This is a genomic window from Nocardia sp. CA-119907, from assembly GCF_050955995.1.
Classification (GTDB): Bacteria; Actinomycetota; Actinomycetes; order Mycobacteriales; family Mycobacteriaceae; genus Nocardia.
Map to the genome: position 1 here is coordinate 242,173 of NZ_CP192091.1, position 19,852 is coordinate 262,024.

The window sequence follows — 19,852 nt, forward strand, 5'->3', positions numbered from 1 at the left end:
TGCACTGAATGTTTAGTTAGCGCAAGGGTTTCCGCGAGTTAGCTAAAATCCGACCGGCCGGGATTTTATGCCCGGCCGGTCGGATTCAGATGAATTCAGGCGGGTGTCAAAGTCACCGGAACGCCGTTGAAGACCGCATTCCCGGACGGCACGTCCAGCACCGAATCATCGGTCAGCACATTGGCATTCACCCCGGCATGCGCCCTGGCCACCGTCTGCGTGCTATCGGTATGACCCCATCCGTGCGGCAGGCTCACCACGCCCGGCATGATGGCCTCGGTCGGCTCCAGCGGCACGGTCAGTGTCCCCGCGGCGGACTTCACTATCGCGGCATCGCCGAGCCCCAACCGCGCCACATCCGCCGGATTGATATGCAGCGTGCAGGTATTCGAACCGCTGACCAGCGTCGGGATATTGTGCATCCAACTATTGTTGGATCGCAGTTGACGCCGCCCGATCAGTACCACTTCCGGCGCGGCGTCGGCGAGTCGGGCCCGCATCCGCGCGACATCGTCCAGTAACGGCTGCGGCGCCAACTCCACCTTCTTGGACGCCGTCCGCAGCACTCCCGGCAGTCGCGGTTGCAGCGGACCGAGATCGACGCCGTGCGGGTTGTCGAGCAGCACTTGCAGATTCAGCGTGCCGCCGTTCCATTCGCCATAGGGCCCGAGCCGCAGCATCATATCGATGCGCTGTTCGGTGCTGTTCGCCCCGATGAGTTCGGGCCGTCGCTCCGATATGCCCGCTTTGTGTAGTGTGCCCGCGATGACCAACTCGTCCACGGCGGTCAACGGGTCCGGTCCGTTGGCGCCCGAATGCGGTTGGCCGGTCAGCGCCGCCCCGAGGCGCGCCAAAACCGCGGCCTCCGAGGGCCGCTCACCCAGTGGCACCAAGGGCGGCGAGTATCGCGCGTAGTTGCGGACCGCGAACTGCAGCAGCGCGAAATCGTAGTGCGGCGATTGCACCGGCCGCGGCGGCGGCAGGATCACATCGGCGTGGCGGGTGGTCTCGTTCAGGTACCGGTCCACGCTCACCATGAATTCCAGCTGCGCGAAAGCCGCATCCAGCCGCGGCCCGCTCGGCGCGGACAGCACCGGATTACCGGCGACGGTGACGAGCGCGCGCACCTGTCCGGCCCCGGGTGTGGTGATCTCATCGGCCAATGTCGCCACCGGAAGTTCGCCCATCGCCTCGGGCAGCTCGCGCACCCGGCTGGTCCAGCGTCCGGTGCGGAACGGCTTGGTGCGATTGATGCCACCGGCCGCGGCATTCGCGAACATGGCGCCACCTGGTGCGTCCAAATTGCCGGTCAGCACATTGATCACCTCGACAAGCCACTGCGTGACCGTGCCGAATTCGGCTGTGCAGGTGCCGATGCGCGCGTAGACCGCCGCGGTCGGCGCGGCCGACAGCTCGCGGGCGAGTCGCAGTACCGTCTCGGCGGGCACGCCGGTACGTTGCGCGACCACCTCCGGAGTGAATTCCGCGGCGGCATCGCGTACCTCGTCCAGTCCCGCCACCTCGACCCTGATATCGGTCAGGTTCTCCGCGAACAGCGTGTGCACGATCCCGAACAACAGGTAGGCATCGCTACCGGGCCGGATGAACAGATGCTCATCGGCGAGCTTCGCGGTACGGGTCACCCGGGGGTCGACCACGACGAATTTGCCGCCGCGCTTGCGCAGCGCCTTCAGCCGGCCCGGGAAGTCCGGTGCGGTGCACAGTGATCCGTTCGACTCCAGCGGATTCGCGCCGAGCATGAGCAGATAGTCGGTGCGATCCAGATCCGGCACCGGCACGGTCAGCGGATCCCCGAACATCAATCCGCTCGCCACCTGTTTGGGCATCTGGTCGGCGGTGCTCGCGGAGTACAGATTCTTGGTGCCGAGCGCCCGGATCAGCACGGGCACGTACAGCGCCCCCGCGACCGTATGCGCGTTCGGATTGCCGAGATACAGCGCCGCCGACTGATTTCCGTGTTCGGCCACGATCGCCGGGAACCGCTCGGCGATCAGATCGAATGCCTCGTCCCAGGAGGCGGTGCGCCAGGTATCGGTGGCTCGATCGCGAATCATCGGGTCGGTCAGCCGATCCGGATCCTGATCCAGATGTCCGAAGCTGGCTCCCTTGGGGCAGATGAACCCCTTGCTGAACGGATCCTCCCGATCGCCGCGAACCGAGGTCACCCGGTCCTGTGCGTCGAGGGTGAGCTCGAGTCCGCAGACGGCCTCGCACAGCGGGCAGGTCCGCAACAGCGTCCGGGTGTCATCAGTGATCTGGGCCATACCCACATCATCGCGCGCGATGGATATCCGCGCATGCGGAAACAAGAATGACCGGTATCCGCGGATAGCGGATACCGGTCCTCGTCGGTCAGGGCAGTGCGGACCCCGCCCGATGGATGCGTGTGGTCAGCAGGCGACGCTGGTCGCGGCGGATGCGCCGCGACGCGAAAGCGCCGAGCGAACGGCCGCGCCGACCGCGACGACCGGCGGGATCCAGCGGGCCTCGGCCGGGGCGACGCCCCAGCAAGCCTCGCCGGTGGTGAGCTGAGTGGGGGGCAGCGGGATGCCGTCGCCGTCGGTGTAGACGGTGGCGCCCGCCTCGCGCAGTGCCTCCAGTGCCATCGCGGCCTTGCGCAGGCCGGTGACCAAGTGGATCTCGCGACGCTCGGCACCCGGGATCTCGATCACCGGACCGAGAAGGTCGTTCGCGCGCAGGTACCGGCGAACCTCGCCGGCCAGCTCACCGCTGATCTCGATGCCCGATACGTCCTCGTCCGTGATCAGGCAGATCCCGTTGGTCGTTTCAGCGATCGTCCACCCGCGCTGGATGTAGTCCTGCGCCGCGGCAGTCATCTCTGCCGCCGATGCGGAAGTCGGAAACGTGGTGCGCACTGTTTTTCTCCATTCCCCGATAGATCTGGGTCCTGCATACGTGGTGGGTATCGGGGCGAGGTGGGCAGAGCGTTACGGGTTGTACAAAAGATCTTGTCGACTGTCGGATTCGTCTCACCCGGTGCGCAATAGCTATCACCGAGGCACCTATTGGCGGGGGCTGGAATTGGGGGAAGGATCGCCGTATGAGTCAGCATCGCGCAGCGATTCGATGGGGGGTAGCGGTCCGGTGACGGGTGGGCGTGTATCGCGTGGCGATTCGACCGGGGGGCGGGCGACGAATGGGCCGGATGAGCCGGACGTGGTCGAGGTGCCGGATTCGGCCGAGTTCGAAACCGAATCACGCTGGATCGCTTGGAAAGAGAGCGCGTCGAAGCGGTTCGCGCGCGGCACCGATGAGCCGGAACCCGCCGAGCCCTTCGAAAGTCCGCGGGCCTGGAGCGCCGACGCGGCCCGCGGCCTGCTCGACGTGCAGTTCCATCGTCCCGCGACCCGGACCCTGCTGCCCCTCGCCTACATGCTCGGCCTGGCCTTCGCGATCGGCATCCCGATCGCGCTGACGGTCCTGATGTGGCAGGTCTCCGCCGTTCTCGGGGTGCTGACCGGTTTGATCGCGATACCGCTCGGCCTGACCATCGCGGCCGTGGTGCGCCTGCTGCTCGAATTCCTGGAGAACGCCTCCAAACTCGCGTCCAGGGTCGAACACATCGCCGATCTCGCCGACGATCTGTTCCAGGCGCTCGCCGATGTCGCCGAGCCGGTCAACCAGCTCTCCGAAGACGTCCGCGCCGTGCAGTTCTGGCGCTTCCGCAAGCGCGGCGCGCGGAAGTAGAACCAGGCTGGATTGCCGGATCATGCTCAGCGGGAACCTCTTCGGCGATAGTGCGTCATTGGCGTACCTGGGACACCCATCGTGACCTGTGTCAGTTTTACTGTGAAACAATGCTGTTCGGATATCCGCGTATCGGTTGGAGAAGCGCCGCACCGGCGGACACGGGAGGTCAACCAGGTGTTTCGGCGCACGTCGCGAGGGGGAAGCATGGCTTTACCGCAGGGCACGACCGGTTCGACCATGCCTCGCAGGCAGCTCGGACGGCATCTGCGTGATCTGCGCAATCGGGCCAGGATGACCACCAGGATGGCGGCCCAGCAGCTCGAGTGGTCCGAGGCCAAGATCTGGCGCATCGAAACCGGCCAGACCTCGCTGCGCAGCCTGGACGTCGAGGCCATGTGCAAGATCTACGGTGCGCCAACCGATCTCGTCGAACCGCTGACCGCGCTGGCCAGGGAGACCAAGGCCAGGGGCTGGTGGACCGGGTACAGCGATGTGATCGCCGAGGGCTTCGAGGTGTACATCGGGCTGGAGGAGGCCGCTCGCGCGCTGTCCACCTATGAGAACGAGCTGGTCCCCGGACTGCTGCAGACCGAGGCCTATGCCCGCGCACTGCTGCGGTCCGCGCGCCCGGAGGCATCGGAGACAGACATCGATCGCCGGGTGCAGTTGCGCATGGCCAGACAGGCGCTGGTCACGCGCAAGGATGCGCCACTGCACTTGGATGTGGTGATCAGCGAGGCACTGCTGTGGCGGCGCATCGGTGGTGACGAGGTGACCGCCGAGCAGCTGAGCCACCTGCGGCGCATGTGTGATCTGCCGAATGTGCGAATTCAGTTGGTGCCCTCGGATTCCGGCTATCACGACGGCATGGATTCCGGCCGGTTCGTGCTGTTGGAATTCGCCGAGGCGCAGGGTGAATTGCGCGAGCCGCCGGTGGTTTATGTCGAGGCGTTCACCGGTCCGGTGTACCTGGACAAGGAACTCGAAATCGAGCGGTACCGAAAGGCTTTCGCCAATATCAAAGCGGCTGCGGTGGACGCGCGCCGCGGCATCGAAGAGGCGCGCGAGACCATCTAGCGGGCGCCCGGATGGCCGGCCGCCCAGGTAGCCGGCCCGCTCAGCACTTCTGGCGGCTTCCCCAGGTGCGTCCGAGCACCTCGCGATGGGTCGGCAGCGCCGATTCGTAGACCTCGCGGCCCTTCTCGGTGAGACAGACGAAGATCGCGCGCCGGTCGTCGGCGCACATGCTGCGCGAGACCAGTCCGTCGCGCTCCAGGCGTGCCACCGCGCGCGAGAGCGCACTCTGACTCAGGTAGATGTCGTTGGCGAGATCGCTCATCCGGTACTTGCCGCAATCGGCGTCGATCAGCCGGTCCAGCGTCTCGAACTCGCTGAGCCCGATGTCGTGCTTGCCCTGCAGCTCCTTCTCGAGCGCACAGCTCACGGTGGCATGCCGGTCGAGCAGCTCACGCCACTCGGCGACCAACCCGGTGGGTGCGATATCGCGCCCCACTAATTCTGTTGTCGACGGCTTCGACATGGCCCTATCCTAGTGCTCCCGGCCAGACGATGCAAGAGCATTAAATGTGTTGGCATTTAATGTGAGCGCATGTAATGTTCCGCCCATGACTTCTGCAGCAACCCTTTCGGACGTCACGGCGTCCGATCCGATCAGATGGTCCACCCGTCTCTGGGGCATGCTGATCACCCTCTGCATTGTGTTGTTCCTCGATGGTCTCGACGTCTCGATGATCGGTGTCGCGCTGCCGTCCATCGGCGCCGAACTCGAACTTTCGACGTCCACCCTGCAGTGGCTGGTCAGCGGTTATGTGCTCGGTTACGGCGGCCTGCTGCTGCTCGGCGGGCGCACCGCCGACCTGCTCGGGCGGCGCAAGGTCTTCCTGATCGCGCTCGCCGTCTTCGCAATCGCCTCGCTGGCCGGCGGTCTGGTCACCTCCGGCCCGCTGCTCATCCTGACCCGTTTCATCAAGGGCCTGGCCGCGGCGTTCACCGCCCCGACCGGTCTGTCCATCATCACCACCAACTTCGCCGAGGGCCCGGCCCGTAATAAGGCGCTGTCCATCTACACCGTGTTCGGTGCGGGCGGTTACTCCATGGGCCTGCTGTTCGGCGGTCTGATGACCGGCATCGGCTGGCGCTGGACCTTCCTGCTTCCGGTTCCGATCGCGCTCGCCGCACTGGCCGCGGCCTGGGTGCTGGTGCCCAAGGACGAGGCCGCCGAGGAGGGCGGGCACGACATCCTCGGTGCGCTGCTGTCCACCGCGGGCATGCTGCTGCTGGTCTACACCGTGGTCTCCGCACCCGAGGCGGGCTGGGGTTCGGCGCGCACCATCATTTCGTTCGTCGGTGCCGCCGTGCTGTTCGCCGGATTCGTCGCGGTGGAGAAGAAGGTGAAGTACCCGCTGGTACGCCTGGGCATCCTGCGCAAGGTGACGCTGGTCCGGGCCAGTCTCGCGATCATCGCGGTCGCGGGTTCGTACTTCAGCTGGCAGTTCATCGTGACGCTGTACCTGCAGGATTCGCTCGGCTGGTCGCCGCTGAAGCTGGCCATGGCGCTGCTGCCGGTGGGTCTGCTGGTCGTCGCGTCGGCGTTCTTCTCCGATCGGCTCGTCGACCGGTTCGGCACCGGGCCGATCATCGCCGTCACCATGGTGGTGATGGCCATCGGTTACCTGCTGTTCCTGCGGCTGGACACCACGCCGTCCTATCTGACGATGATCCTGCCCGCGGTGCTGCTGATCGGCATCGGCTGGGTCGGCTTCCCCGCCATCAACATTCAGGCGACCAATGGCATCGATGATGATGAGCAGGGTCTGGCGGCCGGTGTGCTGCAGACCTCCATGCAGGTCGGTGCGGCCATCGTGCTCGCGGTGAACACCGCGATCATCTCCTCGGGCAGCCATGGCGCGAACACCCCGACCGCCGTGCTCGACAACTTTCGGCCCGGACTGCAGTTCGCCGCCGGTGTCGCCATCGTCGGCGCGCTCATCGCCATGACGGCCTACCTGCCCAAGCGTGCCAAGGCGCCGGCGCAGGAGCCGGAGTTGGAGCTCGTCGGCTGAATCCCCTTTCGGCCGACAGCAAGTCGAACGCCGCCGCTTCCCTCCCTCATCGGGGGCGGCGGCGTTCGGCGTGCTACGAGAAGGGCGGTGCGGCGGCGTCCTTGGGAGACCGGATATAGGTCAGCGGCCGACCGTCGAGACCGGTCGTTGGCCATTCGATGCCGAGCCGCGGATCGAAAGCATCAATATCCCGGTCGAATTCGGGTGTGTACTCGAGCGAACACAGATAGGTGACGGTCGAGTTGTCGGCCAGCGACAGGATCGCATGGCCGAGCCCCTCGGACAGGAACATCGAGCGCCGGTCGACATCGTCGAGTACCACGCTGTCCCAGCGTCCGTAGGTCGGCGAGCCCGGCCGCAGATCGACCACCACATCGAGAAACGCACCGCGCACACAGGTCACGTACTTGGCCTGCCCCGGCGGATCCTCGGTGTAGTGGATGCCGCGCAGCACCCCGGCCGCCGAGACCGAGCAGTTGACCTGGCGCAGATCGAACGGCCGACCGGTGATCTTCTCGAACTCCGAGGCCTTGAACGATTCGCAGAACATGCCACGGTCGTCGCCGAATTGGCGCGGTGTGATCACCCATGCGCCCGGCACGGCGAGTTCACGGAACTCCATCGTTCACCAATCCCGTCCGCGCTCGAGCAGATCGAGCAGGTAGCTCCCGTATCCGGAGCGAACCAAAGGTTCGGCCAGCGCGCACAGCCGCTCATCGTCGATGAAGCCCTGCCGCCACGCGACCTCTTCCGGCACAGCGATCTTCAGACCCTGCCGCTGTTCGATGGTGCGCACATAGTTGGCGGCGTCCAGCAGCGAATCGAAGGTGCCGGTGTCCAACCACGCGGTACCGCGGGCGAGCACGTCCACGCGCAGCCGATCCTGTTCCAGATAGGCGCGGTTGATATCGGTGATCTCGTACTCCCCCCGCGCCGACGGTCGCAACTCGCGCGCGATCTCCACGACATCGTTGTCATAGAAGTACAGCCCGGGGATGGCGTAATTGGACCGCGGCACCTTGGGCTTCTCCTCGATCGAAACCGCTCGGCCGTCGGTGAATTCGACGACGCCGTAGGCGGTCGGATCGGAAACCCAGTAGGCGAACACCGCGCCGCCGTCGATTTCGGCGAAGCGTTCGAGGCTGGTGCCGAGCCCGGGGCCGTGGAAGATATTGTCGCCGAGCACCAGTGCGGCGCTGTCGCCGCCGATGTGGTCGGCGCCGAGCACGAAGGCCTTGGCGAGTCCGTCCGGTTCCGGCTGCACCACATAGCTGATCGCTATGCCGAATTGCGAGCCGTCGCCGAGTAGGCGGGCGAACGCCTCGGCATCCTCCGGGGTGGTGATGACCAGGATGTCCCGGATGCCCGCCAGCATGAGGGTGGACAGCGGGTAGTAGACCATCGGTTTGTCGTAGACCGGGACCAGCTGTTTGCTCACCCCGCGCGTGATCGGGTGCAACCGGGATCCGGTGCCACCGGCCAAGATGATTCCGCGCATGGTCCCCGAGTCTGCCAGGCGCGTCGCGCTCGGCTTCGGCGAGGTTCCGACTCGCCTACGAATTGATCACGAACGTTTGGTAACCGGGCCTGGCGGGCGATAAATGTTGCGTAGGTCACGTATCCGTGATGTTCTGAAACATCGGCGTGTCACCTCTATCGGGAAGTGACGCACACCGGATACGTGTGAGATGTCAGCGTCGACTCTTACCTGGGTAACCGTTCGGTCGGGCTCGGCGCGCCAGTGTGAGGTAGGTGCGCGATGTCGGCGACCAACGTGAGTGAATTCGACCCGCGTGAGCCCGGTTTGCTGATGAACCCGGGCGGCCCCAGCGCGCCAGCGCGAATGATCCTGGCGACCTGCCTCGGCGCGGTGCGCCCGGTATTGCGCCTGTTTCCGGTCAGCCGGGCGACCATCCCGGTCGGCGCCGTCGCGATCGACACTCTGGCCCGGTTGCGGCCGCTGCCGCGCGGTGTCGATCGGGAACAGGTGGCGCTGAACGGGTTTCGGATGGAGATCCTGCGCCCGTCCGGCGGTTCCCGTGCCCTGCGGCACGGCGCGGTGCTGTACATGCACGGTGGCGGCTTCGCCATCTGCGGACTCGGCACCCATCGTCCCATCGCGGCCAGCCTGGCCCGGCGCACCGGACTGCCCGTGGTCAATGTCGACTACCGGCAACTGCCGGGACGCAGTATCGCCGAGGCGATGGAGGACTGTCTGACCGCCTACCGCTGGCTGCTGCGGCACGGCGCGGACCCGTCCCGGATCGTCTTCGCGGGCGATTCGGCGGGCGGGTTCCTGGCCTTCAGCACCGCACTGCGCGCCATCGAGGCCGGTCTGCCGTCCCCGGGCGGGCTGGTCGGGCTGAGCCCGCTCCTCGATCTGGACTACGCGGCGAAGCGGGAGTACGTGAATGTCGAGCGCGATCCCTACCTTCCGCTGTCCGCGCTGGAGGCGGTCGTGCGGATCGGCGCCGAGCTGGACGGCCGGCTCGATCCCATGGTGTCGCCGGTCAACGGTGCCTTGGCGGGTCTGCCGCCGGTGCTGCTGATCGCCGCCGAGGACGAGGTGCTGCGCTATGACTGCGAGCTGATGGCCCGCAGGCTGACCGCGGCCGGTGTGCCGAACGCGCTGGAGATCTGGCGCGGTCAGGTGCACGCCTTCATGGCCATCGCCCCCAATCTGCCCGAGAGCAGGATGGCGCTGGCCCGGGTATCTCGGTTCGTCCGTGCCCGACTCGAGCAGCAACCGCGGGCTCGGACGGCCTGACCTGGATCGGCCGGACGAGTCGACCCCGCCTCCTGCCTGTGCTTTTCGGGCAGTCGGGAGGCGGGGTTCTTTGTTGCTTTGCGCCACCCTGCGGAATTTCCGCGGTGGTTCGGAGAATTCCCCACGCCGCGAAATTCGGCCGTCGTTTAGTTCGACCTCATTCACCTTTTGTTCATTTGATGGCCACGTCGAGTTTTTCTGACTCTGCATGGTCGAACCGTTGCCATCACGGTTCTGTAATTCGGCCGAACAGCAGAAACCCCGCCCGATCGGATCGGGCGGGGTTTCTGGCTCGCTTCAGTTGTGTAGAGCTGGCGCTCGACTTACTTCGGCGCGTTGAACGGAGCGGAGGTGGTGGCGAAGTACTGGATCGCCGCACCGATCGCGACCGGAGCCGTGATCAGGATCTGACCGGCCAGGGTGCCCAGCGCACCGACGGCGATGATGCCGCCGAGGCAGCCGATGGCCGCGGCCGGGATGAACGCACCGAACAGGCCGACGATGGCGGCCGAGGCAACGGTCGCACCGGCGATACCGCCGAGGACGCAGCCGATGGCGCCGCCGCCGAGACCGCCGACCAGGGTGCCGATGGTGGCGCCCATGGCGATGGTGTCCTTCATGCGGTTGAAGGCGGCGACCTCACGGTCGTACGGGGTCTTGAACGGCGCCTGGTCCTCGAAGGGCAGCGCGACCGGCTTGTAGGTGGCGTGCGCCATGTCGACCTGGGGGGTCAGGGTGGCAGTGTGGTCGGAGATCTCCGCCGCGACCGGGAATTCGAAATCATCGATGCGAGCCGTGAGCGGGGTGCCCGCGACGGTGGTGCCGTCGGCGGCCTTGATCTTGAGCGCGTTGTCCTCGACGACCAGCGAGCCGGAGTCGATCGAGATGATCGACTGGGTGTCGGTCGCGTGGGCGGTGAAGTTGATCGGGGCGTCGGCGGACTCCGCCGGAGCCGCGTTCACGGTACCTGCGGTGATGCCCATGGCGGCGATCAGCAGTGCCGACGTCGCGGCGAATTTCCTCATCAGCATTTTGTTTTGGACCTCGATGTGAAGCGTTCGGAGGGGACTAGACGATCGAAATCTAGACCAGCTAACGCGTGGTGAACCGGTTGTGACCGTTTATTCAAATTTTGTTCACCATCACGACTCAGGGCTTGGGAGGTTCTTTGAAATCACGACGTTGACCACGGCTTTTTGCGGGAATCTGAACAATTCGTCTTTCTTTACACCCGCTTAGCGTGACGAAGCTCACAGATTCGAACTCTGGCCGTGCAGGTGGGCGCGGGGAGGCGGATCCGGCGTCAGTACGGCGCCGCGGCGACGTAAGGTCGGGGGGTGCGACTGCTCGTAACCGGCGGGGCCGGGTTCATCGGTGCGAATTTCGTCCAACAGACCGTGGCCGAGCGACCCGACGCCACCGTAACCGTCCTTGACGCCCTGACCTACGCGGGAAATCGGGCGTCGCTCGAGCCGGTGGCCGACCGCATCGATTTCGTACACGGTGATATCGCCGATCTGGATCTGGTCGACGAACTCGTCAGCGGTGTCGACGCCGTGGTGCACTTCGCCGCCGAATCGCATAACGACAACTCCCTCGCCGAACCGTGGCCGTTCGTGCAGACCAATATCGTCGGTACCTACTCGCTGCTGCAAGCGGTGCGCCGCCACGAGGTGCGCTACCACCATGTCTCCACCGATGAGGTCTACGGCGATCTCACCCCGGACGGGCCCGCATTCGACGAGAACACTCCCTACAACCCATCCAGTCCCTACTCGGCCACCAAGGCATCGAGTGATCTGCTGGTGCGCGCCTGGACCCGCTCGTTCGGCGTCCGCGCGACGATCTCCAACTGCAGCAACAACTACGGGCCGTATCAGCATGTGGAGAAGTTCATCCCGCGCCAGATCACCAACCTCATCGATGGTGTGCGGCCGCGGCTCTACGGCGCCGGACACCAGGTGCGCGACTGGATCCACGTCGACGACCACAACCGGGCGGTGTGGGACATCCTGGAACGAGGGCGGATCGGCCGGACCTATCTGATCGGTGCCGACGGCGAACTCGACAACAAGTCGGTGGTGCGGATGATCCTCGAGGCCTTCGACCGCGATCCCGACGACTTCGACCATGTCACCGACCGGGCCGGCCACGACCAGCGCTACGCGATCGATGCGTCGCTGCTGCGCACCGAACTCGGTTGGACGCCGAGGTATTCGGACTTCCGTTCCGGGCTGGCCGCCACCATCCAGTGGTACCGCGATAACGAGAGCTGGTGGCGTCCGGCCAAGGCCAGCACCGAATGTGCGTACGCCGATGCGGGCGAGCGGACCATCAACGCCTGACCTCCCCGAGCCTTCGGCCGGACGTCGGGAGCGCTGAAGTTCAGCTCCCGGCCCGACGGGTCGGTGTGTGCCCGGCTTCTGGGCGTACCCGGTGAGTTACCGATGTTCTTCCGGCAGACCGAGAGCGCGGGGTTTGTCAGCCCCAGACGATCGAGTAGTACTTCCAGAGCGCGGCGATCAGGGCCACCAGCGTGGCCGCGACGATCGTGATCGCCGGACCCTTGGCCGGGGTTCGACCGCGGACATCGGTGAGCCGCAACGGCATCCAGCGCAGCAGCACCACCAGCGCCAGGATCGCCAGCGGTACGAAGTACCGGCCCTGTACGCCGTCGATGATGTAGTAGTCGACGGGGGTGAACGACATGTACAGCGTCACGTAGATCATCGCGACGCTCGCGAGCACGGTCAGCGCGACGATCAGCGTGCGCCGGACGGTGGCGGTCGCGGTGTTCATCCGATCCGCGATGCCGACGCTGGCCGCGAATGCGAGCAGGCAGGCCAGCACCGTCAGGGCGGGGACGTCGATGTAGGCGAAGCCGAGTTCACCGAAGAACTGGGTGAACCACCGCTGGTCGCGCAGTGCGATGCTCTCGCCGAAGACGTTGACGAAATTCACCGGGTCGCTGAGGATGCCGTGCAGCTGGTCGCTCGGCCGCACCGAATTCCACTGGTGCGCTGGGCGCATCAGGCCCATACCGTCGGTGGTGGGTGCCGCGATCTTCATCCAGACCGCGAAGGCCGCCGCACCCAATGCCGCGAAACCCCAGGGGAGCAAACGCTTCCAGCCGGCATCGCCGCCGAAGGCGAACCGGTTGGTCGGCACCAGCACCACCAGCATGGCCAGCAGCACGTAGGTCGGCTTGCTGACCGGCAGCGCGACGGTCGCGGCCAGCAGCGCCGCGGTCTCGACGCGACCGAGGCCGTCGCCGAGGAACAGTGCCTTGACCAGCAGCGCGGAGACCAGAATGGCCAGTGCGTTGGTCAGGGTATCGGCGGTGACGGTGCCCGCCTGGAAGACCGCGATCGGCAGCACGGCCACGGTGAACGCCAGCCACTGCACCCGATACGCGCGCAGGGCATGGAGGCCGAATCCGACGAGGGCCAGATAGACTGCCAGGCCCGCCAGCCGGGTCAGCAGCATCATCGCGCCGACATTCAGTCCGAACAGCTCGGCGAGCCGAATGCCGATGGCGGCAGGGATATACGGCACCGGCGAGTAGGCGGCGGTATTGGTGAACCAGACCGCTTCCTCGGTCTTCGACACCGCGGCGCCCTCGAATCGGGCATAGGCGCCGGGATCGGCGACCATCGGATCCGGCTCTTCCGGATTGGTCGTGTAATCGTGCAGCGCGTAGCCCATCAGCGCGGTGATGCTCGATGGCACATCACCGCCATAGGCGATGCCGCGATCGTCGGGGATCCGCTCGGGCTGGAAGCCGCCGTGCGCGACCTGATAGGCGCGACCGAACTGGGTGATCTCGTCGTGGCCCCAGAACGGCGGGGTGATCCAGGCGAACAGCGCGCCGAAGACCGTGACGATGATGGTGAAGGCGATGGTGGCGGCGCCGAAGCGGGCCACGATCCGACGTCCGAGATCGCGCGTCGGCTTGTTCGCGTCGTCGTCGCTGTCCGTGCTGCTCGAATCCCGATCGGTGCCACCGGATTCGGCTGCGGTCTCGGGCAGTGCCGTCGAATTCCCGACGGCGACATCGCTATCCGCGCTCGGCGGCGGTTGCGGACTCGATTCGGTTGCGGCGGTTGCGGTCCGATCCGCCGAGGTGGTCAACGCTCGGCTCCACCGATGTCATCCGCGCCGACCGCCGAATACCGCAGGTAGACCAGCCGCGCGGCCTCGTGCCGGGAGCGCCGGATGCCATCCAGGATCAGGCCGGCGGTCCAGGCCAGGCTGCCGAGCAGCAGCAGGGTGAAGCCGAGGAACAGCGTCGGGAAGCGCGGCACCTCATGGGTGTTGTAGAACTCGACCACGATCGGGATGGTCAGGATGATCGAGACCAGCCAGCTCAGCGTGCCGAACAGCCCGTAGAACGCGACCGGCCGCTCATGCCTTGCCAATCCGATGATCAGCGCCAGGATCTTGAACCCGTCGTGATAGGTGCGCAGCTTGCTTTCGCTGCCCGCGGGCCGATCACGGAAGCCGACCGGAACCGCGGTCTGCGGCACCCGGAGATGCAGGGAGTGCACGGTCAGCTCGGTCTCGATCTCGAATTCGCGCGAGACGGCCGGGAAGCTCTTGACGAACCGGCGCGAGAACACCCGGAATCCGCTGAGCATATCCTCGACGTTCTCGCCGAACACCTTGCCGACAACGCCGTTGAGCACCTTATTTCCGGTCTCGTGGCCGGAGCGGTAGGCCGATGCGCCCTCGTCCTGTTTGCGCACACCGAGCACATGGTCATAGGGGCCGTCGAGCAGTGTCTTGATCATCAGCGGTGCGGCCGACGCCTCATAGGTGTCGTCGCCGTCGATCATCAGATAGATATCGGCCTCGATATCGGCGAAGGCGCGGCGCACCACATTGCCCTTGCCCTTGGTGTGTTCGTGGCGCACGATCGCCCCGGCCGCGCGGGCCCGCTCGGCGGTCGCATCGGTGCTGCGATTGTCGTAGACGTAGACGACGATTCCCGGCACGGCGGCCTGCAGGTCGGCGACGACCTTGGCGACCGAAGCCTCCTCGTTGTGGCATGGCACCACTGCGGCAATTCGGAGCTCGGTGGAGTCCACCCGGTCAATCCTCGATGTCGGCGGTGAATGGGGAACACCGGGAGGGTACAGGGCTGCACCTGTTGGTGCTCACTCGGTTCACCGAGCCTACTGGGGTACCGTCGCCGAGTGCCTTATCCGGAGCAGCCCGTGTCATTCTCTGTGCGGTCCGGTTCGCCGCCAGTCGATCCAGAGCCGCCGGTGGACGACTCGCTGACCGCGAAGGTGATCGCCGCGCTGCGGCGCGGTGGCGCGTTCCTAGCGGTCGGTGCGATCGGCTTCCTCGTCGACGCGGGCACCTATAACCTGCTGGTCTTCTGGGGCGGCGAGGGCGTGCTGTACCACGCGCCGCTGCCCGCCAAGATCATCGCGATCGCCGTGGCCACCGTGGTGACCTACTTCGGTAACAAGTGGTGGACCTTCGGGCACAAGAAATCCGACAATCCCGGTCGCGAGTATCTGTTGTATGCCGTATTCAATGTGGTCGCTATCGGTCTGCAACTGGGTTGCCTCGGATTCTCCCGCTATGTCCTCGACCTGTCGTCACCGCTGTCGGACAACATCTCCGGCACGCTCATCGGCCAGATCGTCGCGGTGATTTTCCGCTATTGGGCTTATGACAAATTCGTATTCGTCGGTTCTACGAACACATCAGCTAATAGCGAGCAACATAGATGATGGCGGTGGCCGGGTTGCTGGACAGGCGGTTGCCGAGTCCGGTTGATATCCTCGGCCCCGCCGCGAACGGCCATCCTGGGGCAGGTCTGTCCCGTCGGCACCGAAACGATTTCGAGGACCTTCATGGATCAGTCGGCTACCAAAGCCGTTACCGAGACGAGTGACCGCCCTTCGACCGCGCCCGCCTCGCTGCGCGCCGATCATCAGGCGCCCGATCGGTTGGTGCTGCAACGCGGCATCTTCACCGGGCCGTCGGCGAAGGTGAGCGATGAGCTGTACGCCGTCGTCAAGGGCCGCGCACATCGGGAACGGCTGGAGCTGAGACTGGACAAGGGCGCCTCCGCGCACACCAACACCTATTTCGGGCGGTTCGCGGCCAGCTACTGGCAGCGCTGGACCACGGTCACCGAGGTGTGGGCGTCCATGGTGCTGGATGTGACCAAGCGGGCCAGGATTCGGCTCGTCGCCTCCGATATCGCCGGGCACCGCCGGATCATCGACACCGCCGAGGTCACCGCGAGTGGCCCCCTGACCTTGACCGCACCGCTGGACCAGTACGTCGACGGCGGCGCGCTGTGGCTCGAATTCGATGCCATCGGCGGCGAACTCGGCATCTCCGCGCAGGCCTGGACCGCGAGCGCGCCCGATCATGTGCGCCCCGTCGCCATCGCGATCTGCACCTTCAACCGGGCCGCGGACTGCGCCGAGACGGTGGCCGCGCTGGCCTCCGACGCGCCGATACTCGAGGCCATCGACGCGGTGTACGTGGTCGATCAGGGCACCGACCTGGTCGAGAACCAGCCGCGCTTCCAGGAAACCCTGCCGGTCTTCGGTGACAAACTGCGCTACATCCGCCAGCCGAATCTCGGTGGGGCGGGCGGGTTCACCCGCGGTCTCTACGAGGTGTCCGCGGTCAACGAGCACGCCGACGTCATCCTGATGGACGATGACATCCTCTGCGAGCCGGAAACGGTTTTGCGGCTCAACGCCTTCGCCAATATGACCGCGGAACCGACCCTGGTCGGCGCGCAGATGCTGTTCCTGCTCAACCCGGACTACCTCAATGTCGGTGCCGAGGAAGTGCATCTGCACGAACTCAAGCACGGCCAGAAGGTGTCGAAGGCGTTGCGCAACACCAGCATGCTGAAGAAGAACCAGGAGCGCCGCGTCGACGCCGGCTACAACGCCTGGTGGACCTGCCTGATCCCGGCCGAGGTGGTCGCCAAGATCGGGCTGCCGGTGCCGATCTTCTTCCAGTGGGACGATGTCGAATACGGCATCCGGGCCCGCGAGCACGGATTCGTCACGGTCACGCTGCCCAATGCCGCGGTGTGGCATGCCGACTTCTACTGGAAGGACTACGACGACTGGGCGCGCTACTTCAGCACGCGCAATTCGCTCATCGTCGGTTCGCTGCACGCCGATCTCGACGGCAAGGCCATTACCCGCCAACTGTTCCGCAGCCTGGCCGAACACCTGGTCGCCATGCAGTACGGTCTGGTGCACACCACGCTGCAGGGCATCGAGGACTTCCTCCAGGGCCCGAAGATCCTGCGCGACGGCGGTATCGCGGCCCTGGCCGCCGCCCGCACCGGCCGCGCGGACTACCCGGAGACGATCAAACATCCGGCCGCGACCCCGCCGGTCCGCTCGGCCGATATCCAGCTGCGCCGCGCCGGTGGCGAACCGAGCCGGGTGACCGCGGTCCTGATCAAGCGGGCCATCGCCCAGTGGACGGGCCGCACCCAGCACGGTCTGATCGGCGTCACCCGCGAGGACGCGCACTGGTGGCACGTCGCGCTCTTCGACCATGTCGTGGTCACCGATGCCTCACAGTCCGGTGTCCGAATCCGCCAGCGCGATAAGGCCCGCGCCCGCGCACTGCTGATCCGCACCATTCGCGTCCTGCGCCGCCTGCGCCGCGACCTGCCCACCCTCACCCGCCAGTACCGCGCCGCCGTCCCCGAACTGACCAGCCGCGAAAACTGGGAGCGCCTCTACGGCATCAAGCCGGACTAGCGGACTAGAACTGCTGTCGCACAACCAGTGACCAGCGCGCACAGGGTGTGAGGTCTGCGCGATAGTCACTGGTTATGCGTGATGATCGTTGATCTGCGTTTCGCGCGCTGTGAGCTGTTCAGCGCAGTGCGGTTTCGAATGCGGTGTATGCGCGTTCGTCGAAGAGGACGAAGCGAACTTCTGTCACGTTCGTTGTGGTGCTGCGCACTGTTTCGATGGCGATGCGTGCGCCGTCGTTGATCGGCCAGCGGTAGATGCCGGTGGAGATGGCGGGGAAGGCGATGGTGTGCGCGCCCAATTCGTCTGCTACCCGGAGTGATTCGCCGTAGCAGGAGGCGAGCAGGGTGCTGCGGTCCTCGGTTGCGGACCAGACCGGTCCGACGGTGTGGATGACCCACTGGGCCGACAGCCGCCCCGCGGTGGTGGCCACGGCCTGTCCGGTCGGGAGCCCCTTGCCAAAGTGCGATGCCCGCAGATCGCGGCAGGCGTCCAGAATTTCGGGACCGCCCGCGCGATGGATCGCGCCGTCGACCCCGCCGCCGCCGAGCAGCGATGAATTGGCCGCGTTGACGATCGCGTCCACCGACTGCTTCGTGATATCGCCCCGGACCAAGGTGATGGTGACCACCGCACCGACGGTAGCGGCAATGACGACCATTGCGTAGGCCACCCTCGGCCGACGGCGTGCCGCGGGTGGCCGCCGTCGGTCAGAGGAACAGGTCGGTGGTCAGTTCGGTATCGCCGGGGACGACGCGGTACTTGTCGAGGTCGGTGATGCCGTGGGCGGCGAGGACCTCGTCATCGAGGAAGAAGTTGCCGCTGGTCTCCTTTGACGGTGCGGTGAGCACCAGGTAGGCGGCGTCGGCGTAGATATCGGGGGTGCGCGAGGTGGCGATCATCTCCTCGCCGCCGAGCAGATTCTTCACCGCGGCGGTGGCGATGGTGGTGCGCGGCCACAGCGAGTTGACGGCGATGCCGTCGCCCTTGAGTTCCTCGGCCAAACCCAGTGTGGTGAGCGACATTCCGTACTTGGCGATGGTGTAGCCCAGTGCCATGCCCGCCCATTTGGGGTCCAGGTTGAGCGGCGGGGACAGGGTGAGGATGTGCGGGTTGCGGCCGGCCGCGGCCGATTCGCGCAGTGCGGGAATGCTGAGCTTGGAGAGCAGGAAGCTGCCTCGGCAGTTGATGTCCTGCATGAGGTCGTACTTCTTCATGGAGATGGCGTCGGTGGGGGACAGATCGATCGCCGAGGCGTTGTTGACGACGATATCGATGCCGCCGAAGCGCTCGACGGTCTGCCGCACGGCCTCGGCGACGGATTCATCGATGCGCACATCACCGACGAAGGGCAGCACCGTGCCGCCCGCCGCCTCTAGTTCCGCCGCCGCGGTATGGATGGTGCCGGGGAGCTTGGGATGGGGCTGGTCGGTCTTGGCGATCAGGGTGATATTCGCGCCGTCGGCCGCGGCCCGCTTGGCGATCTCCAGACCGATGCCGCGGCTGCCGCCGGACATGATCATTGTCCTGCCCGCGAGCGGTTTGGATCCCGGTTCCGTCATGACCTGCTCCTGTCGTCAGTGCCGCGGAGTGGGTGCGCCCGCGGCCGTGCTGACCCGAAGGGCGACCTGCGAGCAGTCGCCAGCGGGTGTTGTGCAGGTTAAGCGTACCCTATGCAACCAGTTGCATAGGGTGCCCGAAAAAGGGCGCCGGAAATCCGACGCCCTTTCCGATCCACCTGTCAGATGCTGGAGGCTCCAGCGATCAACAGGATGTTCAGCAGGATGATCAGCGCCGCGAAGGCCCAGGTGATGTAGATGAAGACGACACCGGGCGTCTTCTGCGGTACCGGGCCCATCGCGCCATTGAGGAAGATGATCGCGGGCGGCTTGTAGTAGAACCGCGCGCCCTGACCTTCCTGAACGACCGCTGTCGCATTCGCCGGACCCATATCGAACAGCCAGGGCGTGGTCACGCGCACGTGGTACTGACCGGGACCGACCGGTATGTGGTTCTGCCCCCACCGCGTATTCGGCACCCGCTGACCGTTCACCAGAATCTTCGGCTTGGTGATCGCCAGCAGGAACGAGAACCACTCATAGGAGGCCTCGACGGTGATTCCCGGCGGGGCCGGAGGTGCACCGTAGCCCGCCTGCTGCGGGCCCGGTTGCCCATAGGGTGCCGGTGGCTGGCCGTACGGCTGCTGGCCGTAGGGCTGAGCGGGCTGACCATACGGCTGCGGCTGCGCGAGATGCGGCTGGCTGCCGTACTGCGGTTGCGGAATGTGCGGCTGGCTGCCGTAGGGCGGCTGCGGTACCTGCGGTTGGCTGACCGGTGGCTGCCCGGCGGGCGGCGCATACTGCGGTGGCGCACCGTAGGGATTCGGCGCGCCCTGTGGCGCAGGCTGACCATACGCGGGCTGCCCGGGCCATTGCCCGGGCTGGCCCTGAGGCGGATACCCGCCGGGGTAACTCATCGGAACCCTCCCGTTTAGCGATTGTGCGTGCCGA

General features: G+C 66.0%; 18 protein-coding genes. 7 read left to right on the forward strand and 11 right to left on the reverse strand.

Features of this window, described 5'->3' with window-relative positions:
• Positions 1 to 95: 95 nt before the first annotated feature.
• Together ACQP2D_RS01090 and ACQP2D_RS01095 are read right to left on the reverse strand one after the other, a co-directional pair.
• Positions 96 to 2,285 carry a molybdopterin-dependent oxidoreductase gene (locus ACQP2D_RS01090; protein WP_433681872.1) on the reverse strand — a complete coding sequence of 730 codons (2,190 nt, stop codon included), beginning with the start codon at positions 2,283 to 2,285 and terminating at the stop codon, positions 96 to 98.
• A gap of 126 nt (positions 2,286 to 2,411) precedes the next feature.
• Complete coding sequence (locus ACQP2D_RS01095; RefSeq protein WP_433681873.1) at positions 2,412 to 2,897, reverse strand: hypothetical protein; 486 nt, start codon at positions 2,895 to 2,897, stop codon at positions 2,412 to 2,414.
• A 301-nt stretch (positions 2,898 to 3,198) separates the two neighbouring features.
• Between ACQP2D_RS01095 and ACQP2D_RS01100 the strand changes: the two genes are divergently transcribed.
• Both ACQP2D_RS01100 and ACQP2D_RS01105 read left to right on the forward strand, forming a co-directional pair.
• Entirely contained in the window at positions 3,199 to 3,729 is a 531-nt protein-coding gene (locus ACQP2D_RS01100) for a DUF4282 domain-containing protein (protein WP_433681874.1), read from the forward strand.
• Positions 3,730 to 3,936: 207 nt separating this feature from the next.
• Positions 3,937 to 4,809 (forward strand): helix-turn-helix domain-containing protein, encoded by an 873-nt coding sequence (locus ACQP2D_RS01105; protein ID WP_433681875.1) that lies wholly within the window; start codon positions 3,937 to 3,939, stop codon positions 4,807 to 4,809.
• A gap of 40 nt (positions 4,810 to 4,849) precedes the next feature.
• On the opposite strand, the gene ACQP2D_RS01110 is transcribed toward ACQP2D_RS01105, so the two are convergent.
• The gene (locus ACQP2D_RS01110) at positions 4,850 to 5,272 is read right to left on the reverse strand and encodes a MarR family winged helix-turn-helix transcriptional regulator (protein ID WP_433681876.1); all 423 of its coding nucleotides are present in this window, start codon (positions 5,270 to 5,272) and stop codon (positions 4,850 to 4,852) included.
• Positions 5,273 to 5,357: 85 nt separating this feature from the next.
• Here ACQP2D_RS01110 and ACQP2D_RS01115 point away from each other — a divergent pair, with 85 nt between their 5' ends.
• Positions 5,358 to 6,815, forward strand: a complete 1,458-nt coding sequence (locus ACQP2D_RS01115) for an MFS transporter (protein WP_433681877.1) — start codon at positions 5,358 to 5,360, stop codon at positions 6,813 to 6,815.
• A gap of 73 nt (positions 6,816 to 6,888) precedes the next feature.
• Here ACQP2D_RS01115 and ACQP2D_RS01120 read toward each other — a convergent pair whose 3' ends face one another.
• Positions 6,889 to 7,437, reverse strand: a complete 549-nt coding sequence (locus ACQP2D_RS01120) for a dTDP-4-dehydrorhamnose 3,5-epimerase family protein (protein WP_433681878.1) — start codon at positions 7,435 to 7,437, stop codon at positions 6,889 to 6,891.
• 3 nt (positions 7,438 to 7,440) lie between these two features.
• Entirely contained in the window at positions 7,441 to 8,313 is an 873-nt protein-coding gene (gene rfbA / locus ACQP2D_RS01125; protein ID WP_433681879.1) for a glucose-1-phosphate thymidylyltransferase RfbA, read from the reverse strand.
• 261 nt (positions 8,314 to 8,574) lie between these two features.
• On the opposite strand from rfbA, the gene ACQP2D_RS01130 reads away from it, so the two are divergent.
• Positions 8,575 to 9,582, forward strand: coding sequence for an alpha/beta hydrolase (locus ACQP2D_RS01130; RefSeq protein ID WP_433681880.1), 1,008 nt, complete (start codon positions 8,575 to 8,577; stop codon positions 9,580 to 9,582).
• Between the two features lie 323 nt (positions 9,583 to 9,905).
• On the opposite strand, the gene ACQP2D_RS01135 is transcribed toward ACQP2D_RS01130, so the two are convergent.
• Positions 9,906 to 10,613, reverse strand: a complete 708-nt coding sequence (locus ACQP2D_RS01135; RefSeq protein ID WP_433681881.1) for a hypothetical protein — start codon at positions 10,611 to 10,613, stop codon at positions 9,906 to 9,908.
• Positions 10,614 to 10,919: 306 nt separating this feature from the next.
• Here ACQP2D_RS01135 and rfbB point away from each other — a divergent pair, with 306 nt between their 5' ends.
• Positions 10,920 to 11,927, forward strand: a complete 1,008-nt coding sequence (gene rfbB, locus ACQP2D_RS01140) for a dTDP-glucose 4,6-dehydratase (RefSeq protein WP_433681882.1) — start codon at positions 10,920 to 10,922, stop codon at positions 11,925 to 11,927.
• 136 nt (positions 11,928 to 12,063) lie between these two features.
• Here rfbB and ACQP2D_RS01145 read toward each other — a convergent pair whose 3' ends face one another.
• Complete coding sequence (locus ACQP2D_RS01145; protein WP_433681883.1) at positions 12,064 to 13,713, reverse strand: DUF2142 domain-containing protein; 1,650 nt, start codon at positions 13,711 to 13,713, stop codon at positions 12,064 to 12,066.
• Positions 13,710 to 14,669, reverse strand: a complete 960-nt coding sequence (locus ACQP2D_RS01150; RefSeq protein ID WP_433681884.1) for a glycosyltransferase — start codon at positions 14,667 to 14,669, stop codon at positions 13,710 to 13,712. The genes ACQP2D_RS01145 and ACQP2D_RS01150 overlap by 4 nt, the downstream gene beginning before the upstream one ends.
• Before the next feature lie 129 nt (positions 14,670 to 14,798).
• Between ACQP2D_RS01150 and ACQP2D_RS01155 the strand changes: the two genes are divergently transcribed.
• Positions 14,799 to 15,326: a GtrA family protein gene (locus ACQP2D_RS01155; RefSeq protein ID WP_433681885.1), complete on the forward strand. Its 528-nt coding sequence runs from the start codon at positions 14,799 to 14,801 to the stop codon at positions 15,324 to 15,326.
• Positions 15,327 to 15,449: 123 nt separating this feature from the next.
• On the forward strand, positions 15,450 to 17,345 hold the full coding sequence (locus tag ACQP2D_RS01160; RefSeq protein WP_433681886.1) for a glycosyltransferase: 1,896 nt from the start codon (positions 15,450 to 15,452) through the stop codon (positions 17,343 to 17,345).
• Between the two features lie 118 nt (positions 17,346 to 17,463).
• Here the strand turns inward: ACQP2D_RS01160 and ACQP2D_RS01165 are convergent, their stop codons facing one another.
• From ACQP2D_RS01165 to ACQP2D_RS01175, 3 genes are all read right to left on the reverse strand, one after another.
• Positions 17,464 to 17,973, reverse strand: coding sequence for an O-acetyl-ADP-ribose deacetylase (locus tag ACQP2D_RS01165; RefSeq protein WP_433685967.1), 510 nt, complete (start codon positions 17,971 to 17,973; stop codon positions 17,464 to 17,466).
• A gap of 79 nt (positions 17,974 to 18,052) precedes the next feature.
• The gene (locus tag ACQP2D_RS01170; RefSeq protein WP_433681887.1) at positions 18,053 to 18,904 is read right to left on the reverse strand and encodes an SDR family oxidoreductase; all 852 of its coding nucleotides are present in this window, start codon (positions 18,902 to 18,904) and stop codon (positions 18,053 to 18,055) included.
• Positions 18,905 to 19,083: 179 nt separating this feature from the next.
• Complete coding sequence (locus tag ACQP2D_RS01175) at positions 19,084 to 19,818, reverse strand: hypothetical protein (protein ID WP_433681888.1); 735 nt, start codon at positions 19,816 to 19,818, stop codon at positions 19,084 to 19,086.
• Positions 19,819 to 19,852: the final 34 nt, after the last annotated feature.

Bases quoted from the DNA above. Each gene is read 5' to 3' on its own strand.
- ACQP2D_RS01090 (WP_433681872.1), bottom strand. From the start codon at position 2,285: ATGGCCCAGATCACTGATGACACCCGGACGCTGTTGCGGACCTGCCCG.
- ACQP2D_RS01105 (WP_433681875.1), top strand. From the start codon at position 3,937: ATGGCTTTACCGCAGGGCACGACCGGTTCGACCATGCCTCGCAGGCAG.
- ACQP2D_RS01110 (WP_433681876.1), bottom strand. From the start codon at position 5,272: ATGTCGAAGCCGTCGACAACAGAATTAGTGGGGCGCGATATCGCACCC.
- ACQP2D_RS01115 (WP_433681877.1), top strand. From the start codon at position 5,358: ATGACTTCTGCAGCAACCCTTTCGGACGTCACGGCGTCCGATCCGATC.
- ACQP2D_RS01120 (WP_433681878.1), bottom strand. From the start codon at position 7,437: ATGGAGTTCCGTGAACTCGCCGTGCCGGGCGCATGGGTGATCACACCG.
- rfbA (WP_433681879.1), bottom strand. From the start codon at position 8,313: ATGCGCGGAATCATCTTGGCCGGTGGCACCGGATCCCGGTTGCACCCG.
- ACQP2D_RS01130 (WP_433681880.1), top strand. From the start codon at position 8,575: ATGTCGGCGACCAACGTGAGTGAATTCGACCCGCGTGAGCCCGGTTTG.
- ACQP2D_RS01135 (WP_433681881.1), bottom strand. From the start codon at position 10,613: ATGCTGATGAGGAAATTCGCCGCGACGTCGGCACTGCTGATCGCCGCC.
- ACQP2D_RS01160 (WP_433681886.1), top strand. From the start codon at position 15,450: ATGGATCAGTCGGCTACCAAAGCCGTTACCGAGACGAGTGACCGCCCT.
- ACQP2D_RS01170 (WP_433681887.1), bottom strand. From the start codon at position 18,904: ATGACGGAACCGGGATCCAAACCGCTCGCGGGCAGGACAATGATCATG.
- ACQP2D_RS01175 (WP_433681888.1), bottom strand. From the start codon at position 19,818: ATGAGTTACCCCGGCGGGTATCCGCCTCAGGGCCAGCCCGGGCAATGG.